The sequence below is a fragment of the Microbacterium sp. K36 genome, from assembly GCF_004794355.1.
GTDB classification, from domain to species: Bacteria; Actinomycetota; Actinomycetes; order Actinomycetales; family Microbacteriaceae; genus Microbacterium; species Microbacterium paraoxydans_D.
Genome location: NZ_SSDN01000056.1, coordinates 66,307 through 81,718, shown reverse-complemented (window position 1 = coordinate 81,718; position 15,412 = coordinate 66,307). Strand labels below are relative to the sequence as shown.

Sequence of the window (15,412 nt, the reverse complement as noted above, 5' to 3'; positions counted from 1 at the left end):
CCATCCTTCCGCCAGGCGCTGTCCCGTCGCGCCGTCGCCCTGACGGGACTGCTCGCCCTCGGCGCGGGGGCGGCGCTGGCCGCCGGCGTCGTGGCCGCGCGTCCGATGTCCGCCCAGACGGTCCAACCCGTCGACACGAGCCGCGACATCATGCTGTGCCTGGACGTGTCGGGTTCGATGTCGGAGGTCGACGTCGAGGTGCTCTCCGTGTTCGACGAGCTGCTCGACGGCTTCGAGGGCGAGCGCATCGGCCTGACGATCTTCAACAGCTCCCCCGTGCAGATCTTCCCCCTCACCGACGACTACGACTTCATCCGCGAGCACCTCGCGAGCATGATGTCGAGCTTCGACTACGTGGACGAGATCCCGGAGCACTGGCTCGGCACGCTCAACGGCGACGGAGCCTCCCTCATCGGCGACGGACTCGCGGCCTGCACCATGGGCTTCGATCACCCGGACGACGACCGGTCCCGGTCGGTGATCTTCGCGACGGACAACGAGATCAACGGCGCCTCGATCGTGACGCTCGACGAGGCCGCGGCGTATGCGGCCTCGAAGGACGTGCGGGTGTTCGCGATCAACCCGGTCGAGGGCAAGGACGCCGACGTCAGCGCCGAGCTGGCCGCCGCCGCCGAGGCCACGGGAGGCGCCGCCTACGGGCTCCGCGACACGACGACGGTCGGGGACATCATCGACGAGGTCCAGAAGCAGGAGGCCACGGCACTGCGCGGCGAGGCGCAGGTGGTCTGGACGGACACCCCGAACCTGTGGATCGCCGTCCTGTCGGTCCTCGCGCTCGGCTTCATCGTGCTGGTCTGGAGGGTGCGCCTGTGATCTTCCAGCCCGTGCTCCCCGTGTTCCTCATCCTGCTGCTGTGCGCCGGTGTCGCCGGCGTGGCCGTCTGGATGCTCGTGCGCGCTCCGCGTGCCGGGGGCGAGGTCGTGACCGACCGACGCGCTCTCGCCGTGCACCGGTCGCTGTGGACGCTGCGGCTCGTGATGGTGCTCGCCTGCGCCGTGATGCTGCTGCGGCCGGGGCTTCCCGGAGGCTCCACGCAGACCCTGGCGACCGACACCGACATCGTGCTCGTCGTCGACACGACCGCGAGCATCGTGGCCGAGGACTGGGACGACGGCTCTCCCCGACTCGACGGTGTGCGCGCCGACGTGCGCGCGCTCGTGGAGGAGTACCCGGGAGCCCGCTTCGCCCTCCTCACCTCGGATGCGGCAGCCCAGCTGAGGATCCCGCTGACCACCGACACCACCGCCCTGCTCGGCTCACTCGACGTGCTGCGCCCCGAGGTCACGAGCCAGTCGCGCGGCAGCTCGATCGGCGTGGCCGCTCCACTGCTGAGCGAGACCCTCGCCGCCGCAGCGGAGTCATCGCCGGACCGTTCGCGCATGGTCTTCTACTTCGGCGACGGCGAGCAGACCACGGGGTCCGCCCCGGAGTCCTTCGCCGACAGCGCGCGCTACACGGACGCGGGTGCCGTCTTCGGGTACGGCACGACGGAGGGCGGTCCCATGCGCGTCACGACAGGCGGGCTCGACCAGAACGGCTCCGAGTACATCCAGTACCAGGGTTCCGATGCACTCTCCGTCATCGACGAGGGAAACCTCGAGACGATCGCCGGGCAGCTCGGCGTCGGGTACGAGCACCGGGAGGCGGATGTCGCCCCAGCCCTCCCCGCCGCACCGTCGAGCACCACCGCCTACGCCGACGCCGGCGAGGTGGGGAACGTGATCGAGCTGTACTGGGTCGCCGCGCTGGTCGTCCTCGCCGCGCTCGGCGTGGAGCTCACCCGCGCGACGATCCTGGTCGCCCGACTCCGAGGTCTTCGCGCGCCTCGCGCGGGGCGGCACGCTCCCCTCGACACCCCCTGACAAACCTCGAGACCCCGGCATCCGTGCGGTACGGCGTGTACTCCGCGTCCGGCGATGGTATTGTGTTACCTGTCGGAGGCTTCTGTGCCTTCGGTGGGGGTTCGTCGGAACGAACCGCCGCGGTCCGAGCATCTCTGGGGGAGCTCTCGCGGTCGATCGTCCGACGATGTCGTGCCGACGTGGGGTCGGCCATCGAATGACTGGGGAACACACATGGGGAACAGTGCTGTCTGGAAGCGCGCACGCACGGGCGTGGCTGGGGCGATCGTGGGGGTGATGGTCACCGCGGGGCTGGTCGCCCTCGGCGGCGGTGCTGCCGCGGCTGCCGACGATCCGGGCGGACTGCCTCCGCTGCTGCAGCGGGATGAGAACGTCGTCACATCCGATCCGATCCCGACCGTGCAGATCGACAACGGGTACGTCTGGGCGCAGACGACGATCGGCTCGATCGTGTACGCGGTCGGCAAGTTCGACAACGCCCGCGAGCCGAAGGCCCCTCCCGGGACCGCACTGACGGCGCGCTCGAACGTCCTCGCCTACAACATCGACACCGGTGCGCTGCTGCCGTTCGCCCCGCAGGTGAACGGCGTGATCAAGGCCGTCGCCGCCTCGCCAGACGGCTCCCGCATCTACATCGGCGGCTCGTTCAACAAGGTCAACGGCAAGGACCGCTGGAACATCGCGGCTATCGACGCGAAGACCGGTGAGCTCGTCCCGGGCTTCGTGCCTTCCATCGGCGGATCCGGCGTCTATGCGCTGGCGACCTCGGGGACGACCGTCTACGCGGGCGGCCTGTTCACCCAGGCCAACGGCTCGCCGCGGAAGAACCTGGCCGCCTTCGACACCACCAACGGCGCCCTCCGTCCGTGGGCCCCGCAGACCGACCTCCAGGTCGATGCCATGGTCATGGACCCTGCCGGCGCGGACACGATCGTGGGCGGACGCTTCTCCCAGGTCAACGGCAACACCGAGATGCGCGGCAGCGCCTCCGTCGACAAGACCACGGGCGCCCTCAACACCGAGTGGGAGCTGGCGAAGACGGTCAAGAACGGCGCCGGCTCCGGCATCTACGCCGGCAAGGCCGGGACGTTCGGTCTCGCCACCGACGCGACCGGCGTGTACGGCACAGGCTGGGGCTTCGCCAACGCGGCGACGGGCAGCCTCGAGGGCACCTTCGCCGCCGAGGCCGGCACCGGTAAGGTGCGCTGGATCGCGGATTGCCTCGGCGACCATTACGGCGTCTACTCCACGGGAAAGGTCGTCTACACGACCAGCCACACGCATTCATGCGAAACTCTGGGACTCCACCCGGAGCAGGCTCCCCGCGTACACCGCTATTCCGAGGCGTACACGGCGGATGCTCGCGGAACGCTGGCACCCGCGCCGACCGCGCCCAGTCGCAAGGACTGGGGCGGCACGCCCGCCCCGTCGCCGTACGCCTGGTCACCCGATTGGGCGGTCGGGACCACCACAGGACTCGGTCAGGCCGGGTTGTCGATCACCGGCACCGGCAACATGATCTCCATCGGCGGCGAGTTCCGCTCCGTCAACAACGGACAGTTCGAAGGACTCGTCCGCTTCTCGACCACCCCTCCAGAGGGCCCGAAGGACGGACCGCGCCTCTCCGGCGACAAGTGGGTGCCGACCGCGACTTCGCTCACCCCCGGGCGCGTGAAGGTCACCATTCCCGCCAACTGGGACCGTGACGATCTCACGCTCACATACGAGTTGCGCCGCGCCGACTCGACCACCCCGTTGTTCACCACCAAGGTGGACTCCACGTGGTGGAACCTGCCCGCAGTCAGCTTCGAGGACACGACGGCTCCGGTCGGCGCACAGCAGCAGTACACCTTCACCGCCACGGACAGCAACGGCCACACGGTTTCGAGCAAGACGACGACCGCCACGGCGGGCGCGTCCACACCTGCGTACTCCAACGCCGTGCTCGCTGACGGCCCCCAGTTGTACTACCCGTTGGGAACCGTCGCGCAGGATGTGGCAGGTACGAACAGCCCGCTCATCCGCTCAGGAGCGACGCCTCGGTCATCAGGCGTGCCGAAGGGCGTGGCCGGGGCGACAGCCCTCGACGGGACAGAGACCGGACGAGTCGACACGACCACGAAGGCCGCGGCGCCAGCATCGTTCTCGGCCGAGATGTGGTTCCAGACCTCGACGACCGCGGGCGGCGTGTTGTTCGACTTCGAGAGCTCGGCCGCTGGCTTCTTCTCGAAGAACTACGACCGAACCGTCTACATGTCAGACAATGGCCGCCTGAACTTCGGGGTATACAACGACGGCACCAAAGTGCTCACGACCGCGACGGCATACAACGACAACCGCTGGCATCATGTCGTCGCGTCGGTGAGCCCCGAGGGAATGAAGCTCTTCATCGACGGAAAGCTCGACGGCCAGCTCCCTACCGTCACCAAAGCGCAGGACTTCAACGGGTACTGGAAGATTGGCGGTGGCAGGCTGAAGGGTTGGGCGAATGAGCCGACCAAGACGCTTGCCGCCCCTGCCAACCTTGCCGGCGATGCCCACCTGGTCGGCAATGTCGATGAGTTCGCGGTCTACCCGTATGGCCTGACCGCGGGACAGGTCAAGACCCACTACAGCGTCGGGAATGGCTCCACAGCCCCCGTCGCCGCTTATACGGCCGCGGCAAGCGGCCTCACCGCGACCTTCGACGCGAGCACGTCCGTGCCGCCCGGCTCCGCCACGATCTCGGACTACCGCTGGGACTTCGGCGACGGGTCCACGGGCACCGGCAAGACGCCGTCGCACACGTACGCGAAGCCCGGCACGTACGCGGTCAAGCTCACGATCACCGACAGCCAGAGCCTCATGGGATCGGTCACGAAACCGGTCCTCGTCCAGGGCGCCAACGCGCTGCCCACGGCTTCGTTCACGCTCTCGACCTCGGGGCTGACGGTGTCGGCCGACGCGTCGGCATCGACGGACGCCGACGGCACCGTCCGCAGCTACCGCTGGGACTGGGGCGACGGCACGACCGGCGAAGGCGCGTCGGCGACGCACACCTACGCGACCGCCGGCACGCGGACGGTCACCCTCACCGTGACGGACGACGTCGGGGGCTCGGCGACGACCACCCGGGAAGCCGTGGTGGCGGAGCCCGCGCCGCTCGCGAGCGACGAGTTCGACCGCACGGCCGGTCCCGGCTGGGGCGAAGCCCTCGCCGGCGGCGCCTGGAAGATCGCCGGCGGGTCCGCAGCCGCGGCCAGCGTCGCCGACGGCTCCGGAAGGCTGAAGCTGGCCGCGGGGGACACCCGGCACGCGACGCTGAACGCCCCGTCGGTGCCGAACCCGGCGCTGGAGACGACCTTCCGCGTCGATCAGCCGTCGAGCACAGGAGGCTCCTACATCGGGGTCATCGCCCGAGACTCCTCCGCGGGTCGGTACCTCGTCCGCGCCTGGCTCCGCCCGGACGGCACGGTCTGGCTCGTGGCGCACCGCGACGGCACCGTCCTCGCGACCCGGACCCTGAACGGCGTCACGGTCACTCCGGGCACCGCGTACACCCTCAAGGCGGCCGTGACGGGGACGGACAAGGTCTCCCTCGTCGCGAAGCTCTGGGCGAGTGATGCCGCGGAGCCCGCCGACTGGCAGCTCCGAGCGACCGACACCACCCCGCTGCCGGCGGGTGGCGTGGGCCTGAGCGGCAGCCGCTCCGCGAGCGCGACCGCGCCGCTCGGCGTGTCCTTCGACACGTTCCGCGTCAAGGCTGCGCAGTAACCGGACCGCACACGCGACGGACGCCGACCTCGATCAGCCGGGGTCGGCGTCCGTCGCATCGCCGTACCCGTCGCGCCCGATCGTCGCGGATAGGATGTTCAGACGCCGACGACAGGGGAGGAGGTGCGTCGTGACGCCTGCGCAGGACGACACCGCCGCAGCCCTCCTCCGCTCGAACCGCCGTCGGCGCCTCATCCGCCGCTGGGTCGCGATCGGGACGATCCCGCTCACCCTCGCCGCGCTGCTCTTCGTCGGCAAGCTGCTCAGCATGTATGCGTTCGCCCATCAGGCCATCACCGCGTACGTCGTCGACGACTTCGCCGGCTCCGAGGCCTCGGCGCGCGGACAGGACGTCCTGAACTGGTTCGAGCCGTACAAGGCGCCGTACAACATCGGCACCGCGATGGCCGGCGCCGAGGAACTCCCTGCCGCCCGCACAGAGCTGGAGCGCTCACTCGACCTCGCGACCGGGCTCGAGGTGTGCGCGGTCCGGATCAACCTCGCCCTCGTCATCGAGCGGATGGGCGATGCCGCCAGGGCCGAGGGAGACGGCGCCGCCGCGACAGCTCTCTACGGCGAGGCGCTGACCGTCGCCGTCGAGACCCCGGAGGAGTGCCACAGCGAGGAGGCGCAGCAGCAGTCCCCTGATCCCGAGCGCGACATGGCGGACACCCTCGACAGCACCGAGGATCGTCTCAAGCAGAAGCAGCAGGAGCAGCAACAGCAGCCCCAGGAGGAGCAGGAACAGCAGGAGGAGCCGCAGCCGTCCGAGGACAAGCTGCAGGATCTCCAGGACAAGCTCGAGCAGGGGACGCAGGAACGCGATCAGCAGCAGGGCGACGAACCCGGCGGCACCGGAGCGGACAAGCCGTGGTGAGCGATCACGAGCGACAGCGCGCCCGGTATGTCGGCGGCACCGAGGGCGCCCCACCGGTCCCGCCGCCCGGGGGGTACCGCGGCGCCCGGCGACAGCAGCAGGTCGGTCCCACTCCGCCCGTCCTCTCCCCGCTGCCGACCGAGGAGAAGAAGCCCGCGGCGAACGCTCTCGGCTGGATCGCCCTGGTGGCCGCCATCCTCTTCGTCCTGATCCTGTTCGGCACGCTCGTGGTCGGCGGCACCGACCTGCTGTACGGCGTGACGATGATCACGCTGCAGCTCGTGGTGCTCGGCGTGATCGTCGCCGCGCTCTTCACCCCGGGAGGACGGCGCCTCGGGATCATCGCGCTCGTCCTCACCATCCTGTTCAACGTCGCGACCGTCGGGGCGCTCAGCGCGCTGCGCACCTCGGCGTCCGGCAACTACGAGGGCGCGAAGACCGCGGAACAGCGACACGCGGAAGCGTACCCGGGCATCAAGGGCACGGCCCCGCAGGAAGCGCTCACCCAGCAGTCCATGGAGGAGGTGCGCGCCGAGGCCGACGCTCTCTTCACCGACATCCGGGAGCGGCTCTCCGCCGACTTCGGGTTCACGTGGGTTCAGGTGGGCGACGAGGACATCCGGCCGGAGCGCAACGGCTACGGCGGGGAGTCGATGCTGTCCGAGTACACGTCGGCGGCCTGGGCGACCGAGCAGCCCGTGCAGGGCTATGCGCGCAAGCTCGAGGTGATGGCCGCGATCGACGAGGTCGTGGCAGCCCACGGCCTGTGGAATCTCTACTCGTTCAACGACCCCGCGAACTCCGGCATCGACCCGACCATGATCGCCAAGCTCTACGGCAGCGACGACCCGCGCACGCAGACGACGTGGGAGTACTACACGGAGAACTACCCCGACCCCTTGCGCTTCTACGCGAACATCTACGACCTGTCGAACGACGCCGACGGCGGCTTCCGCAGCTCCCGGGAGGCGCAGAGCGCACGCACGGGCGAGCCGGTCGAGGGCCTCCAGCTCGTCGTCATGGCCGGCAAGGTGCTCAGCGAGGCCGACCGCGCCGAGTTCGAGGATCGACTGCAGGACTACCCCGGCTTCGAGTGACCGTCCGCCCGGTGCGAGGATGACGGGATGAGGCAGGGAGCGGTCGGCGCGGTGCGGCTCGTCGAGCGCGGCGGACGACGGCTGGTCGAGAAGCGCCTCTCCGATCCGGCGCGACACGACAACGAGCTGCGCGCCCTCCGGGCACTCGTCAGCTCCGGGCTCCCGGTGCCCGAGGTGGTCGAGGAGCAGCCGGCCGCGATCCTCATGACGGAGCTCCCCGGCGCCCGCCTCGACGACACCGACGCCGAGGCCCGGATCGCGGGTCTCCGGGCCTCAGCGCCCCTGCTCCGTGCCCTGCATCGGCTCGCCGCTCCGGAGGACCTCCTTCCCGCGCCCGACGATGCGACGATCATCGAGCGGTACCGCGCCGCCGGCGGGCCTCGTCTCCCGCTGCGTATCCCGCCGTCGTCCGGGGTCGTCTTCTGCCACGGCGACTGGACCGACGGCAACCTGCTCGCGCAGCACGGACGTGTCTCCGGGATCGTCGACTGGGAGGCGGCGCACTGCGGCGACCCGCTGCGGGAGCTCGCCCGAGCCGCGTGGGGAGCCGCCAGGAAGGACCCGCGGTCCGAGCGGGCGCTCATCGATGGCTACGGCGCTGATCCCGACCGGGTCCGCGCATGGTACCCGGTGATCGCTGCAGAGCTGTGGCTGTGGTTCGCGGAGGCCGGCCCTCCCGAGTATCTCGCCGCTCTCTGCGTCGAGCTGGAGGCGTGGTCGCCCTGACACCTCACCGGGTGATTCCCGGTCCGCACCCTCGATGATCCGCGGCGCCGTGGCTACACTGGCGGCACACGGGGAGGGAGTGTCCGCATGATCAACGAACTCGACGAGCAGCAGTCCTACGAGTTACTGGCGACCACCACGGTGGGCAGGATCGGATTCGTCGACGACGGCCGGGTGGAGATCCATCCGGTGAACTTCGTCGTCTCGGGGCACGACCTGCTCCTTCGCACGTCACCGGACGGCCACCTGGCGGCACTCTCCCGCGAGTCGGCCGAGGTCTCGTTCGAGGTCGACTACCACGATCCGATCGGCGGCCTGGGGTGGAGCGTGCTGATGCACGGCACCCTGTCACGGGTCCCGGAGGAGGAGGCGGCCGGCGCCGCCGCGCGGGTGCATCCGTGGGCCGGCGACGACCGGGACCTCCCGCTGACGTTCCGGATCGAGCGCATCACGGGGCGCAGCGTCCGTCGCGACGCCCGCAACAGCGGCCTCTGAGCCGGCGCCGCCGCCGATCCGTTCAGGAGGCGAAGGCGAGACCCGCGGCGAGCGCGAACCCGAGGACGGTCGCCAGCCCCGTGGACTCCTTCGCCTTCGACTGCGCCTCCGGGACCATCGAGTCCACCAGCATGACGAGCAGGGCGCCCGCGGCGAAACCGCTCGCCCCGGAACGGAAGACCTCGCCGGTCACGCTGGCCAGTGCGAATCCGGCGACGGTGGCGAGCGCGCACACCACGGCGACGCCAGCCCACAGGAGCAGTACCCTGCTCCGTCGCATGCCGCCGTCGAGCAGGTCGGCGGCGGAGCCGATGGACTCCGGGAGGTTCGAGACGAGGATGGCGACGACGAGCGCGATGCTCACCGGCTCCCCCGAGGCGAGACCGATGCCGAGCACGAGCTGCTCCGGGATCCCGTCGAGGAGGGCCCCCACCGCGAGCTGACCTCCCCCGGCTTCGCCCTTCTTCCTGGCGGCTCTGGCGTCGAGGATGCGGGCGGCGATGTAGTAGCTGAGGGCTCCGAGTGCGACGCCGGTGACGAGCGGGATGGGACCGCCGCGGTCGAGCCCCTCCTCCCAGAGCTCGAAGGCGATCGAGGCCATCAGCGCTCCGGCGCCGAACCCCAGGACGATGCCCAGCCACCGCGGCGGCCAGGTGCGCAGCATCGCGAGCACCGCCCCGACGAACAGCGGAGCCGCCGCGACGGCTCCCCACAGAATCGCTCCACCCATGCGCCCATCTTCCCGTCGACCCACCCCTTTTCGCGCGAGCCACCCCTCTGCGTGCGTGCGAAAGGGGCCGGAACACACGAAAGGGGGTGGGTCGCGCGCCGATAGACTGGGAGCCATGTCCAAGGTCCTCCAGTCCCTGCCCGTCGGCGAGCGCGTCGGCATCGCCTTCTCCGGAGGACTCGACACCTCCGTCGCCGTCGCCTGGATGCGCGACAAGGGCGCTGTGCCCTTCACCTACACGGGTGACCTCGGACAGTACGACGAGGACGACATCGCCTCGATCCCCGGGCGCGCGCTGGAGTACGGCGCCGAGGCCTCGCGCCTCATCGACTGCAAGACGGCGCTCGTCGAGGAGGGCTTCGTCGCGCTCTCCTGCGGCGCCTTCCACATCCGCTCCGGCGGCAAGACCTACTTCAACACCACGCCGCTCGGCCGCGCGGTCACCGGCACCCTGCTCGTGCGCGCCATGAAGGAGGACGGCGTCGACATCTGGGGCGACGGCTCGACCTACAAGGGCAACGACATCGAGCGGTTCTACCGCTACGGTCTGCTCGCCAATCCCCGCCTGCGCATCTACAAGCCCTGGCTCGACGCGGACTTCGTCACCGAGCTCGGCGGTCGCCAGGAGATGAGCGAGTGGCTCGTCGCGCACGGCTTCCCGTACCGCGACTCGGCCGAGAAGGCGTACTCGACGGACGCGAACATCTGGGGCGCGACCCACGAGGCGAAGACGCTCGAGCACCTCGACGTGTCGCTGGAGACCGTCGACCCGATCATGGGCGTGAAGTTCTGGGACCCCTCCGTCGCCATCGAGACCGAGGACGTCTCGGTGACGTTCGAGGGCGGCCGTCCGGTCGCGATCAACGGCGTCGAGTTCAGCGACCCGGTGGCCCTTGTTCAGGAGGCGAACGCGATCGGCGGGCGCCACGGCCTCGGCATGAGCGACCAGATCGAGAACCGCATCATCGAGGCGAAGTCGCGCGGCATCTACGAGGCCCCGGCCATGGCGCTGCTCTTCATCGCGTACGAGCGCCTCGTCAACGGCATCCTCAACGAGGACACCCTCGCGACGTACCACGAGCAGGGTCGCCGCCTCGGCCGCCTCATGTACGAGGGCCGCTGGCTCGAGCCGCAGTCGCTCATGCTCCGCGAGTCCATCCAGCGCTGGGTCGGCTCGACGATCTCGGGCACCGTGACGATCCGCCTGCGCCGTGGCGACGACTGGACGATCCTCGACACGGTCTCCCCGAACCTGTCGTACGGGCCGGAGAAGCTGTCGATGGAGCGCGTCGGCGACGCCGCGTTCGGCCCCGTGGACCGGATCGGCCAGCTCACGATGCGCAACCTCGACATCGCCGACTCCCGCGCGCGCCTGGAGCAGTACGCGGGCCTCGGCCTCGTCGGCGGCGCGACGGGTGAGCTCGTCGGCCGGGTGACCGCCGGCGAGTCCGCCGAGATCACCGAGTCGGTGCACGGCTCGATCTCGGAGGCCGACGAGAACCTCGCGGACGCCGTCGACACCGCTTCCGAGCGCGCGGCCTTCGACTCCGGCACCGACTGAGCACGCGAGACGGGCGCCCGGTCACCGGCCGCCCGTCTCGCGTCCGGCGATCAGGACGCCGCGGCGAGCGGAAGAGGCGGCGTCACCGCACGGTCCACGATTCCCGGCAGCACATCGTCGAACAGGTCCACGAGGGCGGTGCGCATCGCCGTGGCGTCGCGTTCGGCGAGCACGACGGCGATCCGGGCGACCGACGTGCGCACATCCGACCAGTCGAAGACGCTCCCGGCACGACGGGCGACGCACTCGAGAAGCGTCCCCAGATTCCCGACGAGCTCAGCCCGCTCCGTGTTGCCCTCGATCCGGGCGAAAGCGACGGCGAGAGCGCGCAGGCCGCCACCGAAGGCCGAGCCGTCCCGCCACCGCACCGCCAGCGCCACATCGTCGACGAGCTCGTCCAGATACGCGAGGTCGTCGGTGCGGAGCAGCGCCATCGTGCGCCGGACCGAGCCGATCCAGACGTCGCCGAACAGGGCCACCACATCGCGCGCCCGGTCTCCATCGAGCGCGGTCACCCACCGCGTGCCGTCGCGGCGCACCGCGATGAGGCCGGCGGCGGCGAGGCCGTCCAGGGCCCGGAGGACCTCTGCCGGCCCGGCACCGAAGGCGGCCGCGAGCCCGCGCTCGTCCACCCGTGTCCCCGGAGCGAGCGCGCCTGAGACGATCGCGTCGGTCAGCCTGCCCTGCAGACCACCGTGCCGATCGCCCGCCGGTGCCCCGCCCCCGGCATGCACGTCGTTCTTCTTCTCGATCATGGCGTCCCCCCGCCGTTCCATGACCGATCCCGCCGGAGTCCCGGTCCGGACCGGTCTCTCCTCTGAGAATGCGCCGAAGCGCGACGCGTAACATACCACGGTGCGCCCCGGAGGAGACTCGACGGCCGACCGCGGGAGCAGCACACTGCGAGGTTCCTGAATTATCTTGCACAGCTTTGTGCATGTTATTACCATGGACGGATGACCACTCGCGCCCTTCGTCGCGACGCCGCGGAGAACCGCGCCGGCATCCTGTCCGCGGCCCGCAGCGCCCTTGCCACCGACCCGCACGCCTCCCTCGACGCGATAGCCAGGGCCGCGGGCCTGTCCCGCCGCACCCTCTACGGGCACTTCGAGGATCGGGACGCTCTGATCCATGAGCTCGTCTCCACCGGCGCCCAGCGCTTCAACGCCATCGCGGCCTCCATCGACGAGCCGGACGCAAGCCTCGCCCTGGCCCGACTGGCCGCCCGGCTCTGGGAGGAGGCGGCGCATATCCAGGTCGCCGCCGCGCTCGCCCTCGACGAGGCGCACGTGGAGCACACCGCCGCCGCCCTGGCGCCGCTGCGCCGGAGTGTCGCCGCCCTCGTGCGGAGGGGGCAGCAGGACGGCAGCTTCCGGACGGACCTCGCCGGCCCCACCCTCGCGCGGCTGATCGAGGAGATGGCGCGCACCGTCGTCTCCCGCACCGACGTGCAGAGCAGCGGTGCCGAGGACCTCGCGGTCCGGGCCGTGCTCAGCATCGCCGGACTCTCCTGGCGCGAGGCCGACGAACTGCTGAGCGCCCATCCGGACATCGCCGCCGACCACGAGGAGGTCCGCGCATGAGGATCACACTGCACGACGTCAGCAAGGGCCGCGCCGGCCAGGCGCTTCCGTCCATGAGTCTCGAGTTCCACTCCGGCGCCGTCCGCTACGCGCTCGCGGAGACCGAGCAGCGCCCGACCGTGCTCGGCCTCATCGCGAGCGGGCGGATGCGTCCGGACACGGGCCGTGTCACGATCGACGCGGAGGCGAGCCCGAAGGAGCTGCGCCGTCGCGTCGCGCTCGTGGATGCCCCGGACGTCAGCGACCCGCACCCGGACATCACCCTCGCCGGGGTTGTCGGTGAGGAGCTGATGTTCGCCGGACGCGGCGCGACCCCGCTCCACGCCCGCCGCTGGCTCGGCCGGGTGGGGTACCAGGAACTCGCCTCCGTTCCCATCGGCTCGGTGGACCCGGCCGCCCGCGTGCGCATCCTGTGCGAGCTCGCCGTGCTCCGCGAAGGCGTCGAGGGCATCGTGCTCGTCGCCCCGGACCGTCACGGCGGCAGCCCGGACGGATGGTGGCGCATCGCGGCCGAGTTCGCGGACCGCGGGTACGCAATGCTCGTGATCGTCGGCGGTTCCGCCGCCGTCGCCCTCGAGCGCATGCACGAGTTCGATGCGATCAACGCGTCCGGACCGATCGAGCCCCTGGTGCTCGAGCGCCCCGAAGCGACCGACGATCCCGAGGAGAGCGAACCCGCGCCGGACGAGCCCACGGGCGACGGGGAAACCCCCACCGACGACTCCACGACCGCGGACGAACCTACCACCGACGACGAACCCACCACCGACGACGAAGGAGAAGAGCGATGAAGGTTCCCGCCATGATCGCCGCCGAGCTCCGCCGCCTGTCCGCGAGCCGGATGGGCATCCTCGCCCTGGTGGCGCTGATCTGCGTGCCGATCCTCTACGGCGGCCTCTACCTGTGGGCGAACCAGGATCCGTACGCGAAGTTCTCCGAGGTCCCCGTGGCCCTCGTGGTCGACGACGAGGGCGCTCCCGCACCGACGACCGGCACGGAACCGGCAACCGATGAGACCGTCAACTACGGCGAGGACGTGGCGGAGAACCTCATCGAGGGGAACGCCTTCGACTGGCAGCGTATGACCGAGGACGAGGCCGCCGATGCGCTGCGCCACGGCGAGGTCGACTTCACCGTGACGATCCCCTCGGACTTCTCCGCCGCCCTCACCTCCGCCGCGGGCGACGATCCGCATCAGTCCAGGATCGAGCTGGAGACCAACGACGCGAACAACTACCTCGCCTCGTCGATGGGATCGCAGGCCGTCGAGAAGATCCGCAGCTCCGTCGCCGAGATGGTCGGCAGCGAGGCCGCGGAGCGACTGCTGACCGGCCTCAGCGACGTGCGCGACAATCTGATCTCCGCGACCGACGGCGCCACACAGCTCGTCGACGGCGCACGCAGCGCCGCCTCCGGGAGCACGACGCTCGCCGAGGGCACCGCGAAGCTCGCCGACGGCTCGGCGCAGCTCGCCTCCGGGGCCAAGACGCTCGCCGACGGTGCCCAGCAGGTGAGCGCGGGCAACCGCCAACTCGCCGACGTCGCCGATCGGGCCGGAGCCGCGGTGCAGGAGGCGACGAATGCGCTGCCGCAGGTGCGCGCGGACATCACCGACGTCCTCACCGAGCAGGGACTCGCGCCCGAGGAGATCGATGCGGTGCTCGCCCGCCTGGATCCTCTCGGCACCCGGATCGAGGAGGGCAACGCCCAGGTGCAGGACGCCGTCGGGAAGGTCGACCAGCTCGCCGCCGGGTCTGCGTCCCTGGCGTCGGGGGCGAGCGAGCTCGCCGGCGGCGCCGGCACTCTCGCGACGGGAGCGGCCGCGGCGAACTCGGGCGCCGCCCAACTGCGCGACGGCCTGCAGACCCTGTCCTCCGGGACCGCGGAGCTGCGCGACGGGCTCGCCGACGGCGTGCAGGCGATCCCCGCCTCCACCCCCGACCTGCGCTCCCTGCAAGCCGACACGATCGCGGACCCGGTGAAGGTGTCCAGCGACAAGGTCGCCTCCGCCGAAGACTACGGCGCGGGCCTCGCCCCGTTCTTCGCCGCCCTCTCCGCGTGGATCGGCATCTACGCGCTGTTCCTCATCGTGAAGCCGATCTCCCGCAGGGCCGTCACGGCGCTGCACTCCCCGATCCGGATCACGCTGGCAGGCTGGCTGACCCCGGCGATGCTCGGTGCCGTGCAGATGCTCGGGTTGATGGGCATCCTGGCGCTGACGCTCGGATTCACGTTCGACCATCCCCTCGGCACCCTCGGGGTGATGATGTTCGCCTCGGCCACGTTCGCCGCGATCATCCTCGCCCTCAACGTCTGGCTCGGCTCCGTGGGGCAGTTCCTCGGCCTCGTGCTCATGGTGCTGCAGCTCGTCACAGCGGGCGGCACGTTCCCCTGGCAGACGCTGCCCGCCCCCCTGGCCGCGCTGCACCATGTGCTGCCCCTCGGCTACGTCGTCGACGCCATGCGACAGCTCATGTACGGCGGCGACTACGCCCGCGCGGGCTGGGACCTGGCGGTGCTCGGCGCCTGGCTCGTCGGGGCGCTGCTGCTGGCGATGATCGGGGTGACCCGGATGACGCACCGCCGGACGCTCCGCGATCTGCAGCCCAGCCTCATCGGCTGAGCCCTCCGCTCGCCGCGGACCGTCCCGCGGCGAGCGCGGGGCGGCTATGATTCGAGAGCGCGCACCCGTGAAACGCGCACTGGG

At 70.7% G+C, this 15,412-nt stretch carries 13 protein-coding genes; 11 read left to right on the top strand and 2 right to left on the bottom strand.

Annotated features, from left to right (window positions below; translation table 11 throughout):
* From DW296_RS05325 to DW296_RS05295, 7 genes are all read left to right on the top strand, one after another.
* A partial coding sequence (locus DW296_RS05325; RefSeq protein ID WP_136051391.1) for a VWA domain-containing protein occupies positions 1–834 on the top strand: 834 nt, incomplete at its 5' end.
* Positions 831–1,883: a VWA domain-containing protein gene (locus DW296_RS05320; protein ID WP_136051390.1), complete on the top strand. Its 1,053-nt coding sequence runs from the start codon at positions 831–833 to the stop codon at positions 1,881–1,883. The genes DW296_RS05325 and DW296_RS05320, both read left to right, overlap by 4 nt.
* A gap of 213 nt (positions 1,884–2,096) precedes the next feature.
* Entirely contained in the window at positions 2,097–5,636 is a 3,540-nt protein-coding gene (locus tag DW296_RS05315; protein WP_240742992.1) for a PKD domain-containing protein, read from the top strand.
* A gap of 130 nt (positions 5,637–5,766) precedes the next feature.
* Positions 5,767–6,513: a hypothetical protein gene (locus DW296_RS05310; protein WP_240742991.1), complete on the top strand. Its 747-nt coding sequence runs from the start codon at positions 5,767–5,769 to the stop codon at positions 6,511–6,513.
* The gene (locus DW296_RS05305; protein ID WP_240742990.1) at positions 6,510–7,610 is read left to right on the top strand and encodes a DUF4064 domain-containing protein; all 1,101 of its coding nucleotides are present in this window, start codon (positions 6,510–6,512) and stop codon (positions 7,608–7,610) included. Before DW296_RS05310 ends, DW296_RS05305 begins: the two co-directional genes overlap by 4 nt.
* A gap of 27 nt (positions 7,611–7,637) precedes the next feature.
* Positions 7,638–8,336, top strand: a complete 699-nt coding sequence (locus DW296_RS05300) for a phosphotransferase family protein (RefSeq protein WP_136051387.1) — start codon at positions 7,638–7,640, stop codon at positions 8,334–8,336.
* Positions 8,337–8,423: 87 nt separating this feature from the next.
* Positions 8,424–8,831, top strand: coding sequence for a pyridoxamine 5'-phosphate oxidase family protein (locus tag DW296_RS05295; protein WP_136051386.1), 408 nt, complete (start codon positions 8,424–8,426; stop codon positions 8,829–8,831).
* Between the two features lie 22 nt (positions 8,832–8,853).
* Here DW296_RS05295 and DW296_RS05290 read toward each other — a convergent pair whose 3' ends face one another.
* A complete protein-coding gene (locus DW296_RS05290) occupies positions 8,854–9,561 on the bottom strand; it encodes a ZIP family metal transporter (RefSeq protein ID WP_062637612.1) in 708 nt (235 codons plus the stop codon).
* Between the two features lie 115 nt (positions 9,562–9,676).
* On the opposite strand from DW296_RS05290, the gene argG reads away from it, so the two are divergent.
* Positions 9,677–11,122: an argininosuccinate synthase gene (gene argG, locus DW296_RS05285; RefSeq protein ID WP_136051385.1), complete on the top strand. Its 1,446-nt coding sequence runs from the start codon at positions 9,677–9,679 to the stop codon at positions 11,120–11,122.
* Positions 11,123–11,172: 50 nt separating this feature from the next.
* On the opposite strand, the gene DW296_RS05280 is transcribed toward argG, so the two are convergent.
* The gene (locus tag DW296_RS05280; protein ID WP_168428987.1) at positions 11,173–11,877 is read right to left on the bottom strand and encodes a GntR family transcriptional regulator; all 705 of its coding nucleotides are present in this window, start codon (positions 11,875–11,877) and stop codon (positions 11,173–11,175) included.
* A gap of 201 nt (positions 11,878–12,078) precedes the next feature.
* Between DW296_RS05280 and DW296_RS05275 the strand changes: the two genes are divergently transcribed.
* From DW296_RS05275 to DW296_RS05265, 3 genes are read left to right on the top strand one after another with little or no spacing between them, the layout of a single operon-like run.
* A complete protein-coding gene (locus DW296_RS05275; protein ID WP_136051383.1) occupies positions 12,079–12,705 on the top strand; it encodes a TetR/AcrR family transcriptional regulator in 627 nt (208 codons plus the stop codon).
* Positions 12,702–13,496 carry a hypothetical protein gene (locus DW296_RS05270; RefSeq protein ID WP_205807841.1) on the top strand — a complete coding sequence of 265 codons (795 nt, stop codon included), beginning with the start codon at positions 12,702–12,704 and terminating at the stop codon, positions 13,494–13,496. The genes DW296_RS05275 and DW296_RS05270 overlap by 4 nt, the downstream gene beginning before the upstream one ends.
* Complete coding sequence (locus tag DW296_RS05265) at positions 13,493–15,328, top strand: YhgE/Pip family protein (protein ID WP_136051382.1); 1,836 nt, start codon at positions 13,493–13,495, stop codon at positions 15,326–15,328. Before DW296_RS05270 ends, DW296_RS05265 begins: the two co-directional genes overlap by 4 nt.
* Positions 15,329–15,412: the final 84 nt, after the last annotated feature.

Coding starts and splice junctions, on each gene's coding strand:
- DW296_RS05315 (WP_240742992.1), top strand. CDS start 2,097: ATGGGGAACAGTGCTGTCTGGAAGCGCGCACGCACGGGCGTGGCTGGG.
- DW296_RS05300 (WP_136051387.1), top strand. CDS start 7,638: ATGAGGCAGGGAGCGGTCGGCGCGGTGCGGCTCGTCGAGCGCGGCGGA.
- DW296_RS05295 (WP_136051386.1), top strand. CDS start 8,424: ATGATCAACGAACTCGACGAGCAGCAGTCCTACGAGTTACTGGCGACC.
- DW296_RS05290 (WP_062637612.1), bottom strand. CDS start 9,561: ATGGGTGGAGCGATTCTGTGGGGAGCCGTCGCGGCGGCTCCGCTGTTC.
- argG (WP_136051385.1), top strand. CDS start 9,677: ATGTCCAAGGTCCTCCAGTCCCTGCCCGTCGGCGAGCGCGTCGGCATC.
- DW296_RS05280 (WP_168428987.1), bottom strand. CDS start 11,877: ATGATCGAGAAGAAGAACGACGTGCATGCCGGGGGCGGGGCACCGGCG.
- DW296_RS05275 (WP_136051383.1), top strand. CDS start 12,079: ATGACCACTCGCGCCCTTCGTCGCGACGCCGCGGAGAACCGCGCCGGC.
- DW296_RS05270 (WP_205807841.1), top strand. CDS start 12,702: ATGAGGATCACACTGCACGACGTCAGCAAGGGCCGCGCCGGCCAGGCG.
- DW296_RS05265 (WP_136051382.1), top strand. CDS start 13,493: ATGAAGGTTCCCGCCATGATCGCCGCCGAGCTCCGCCGCCTGTCCGCG.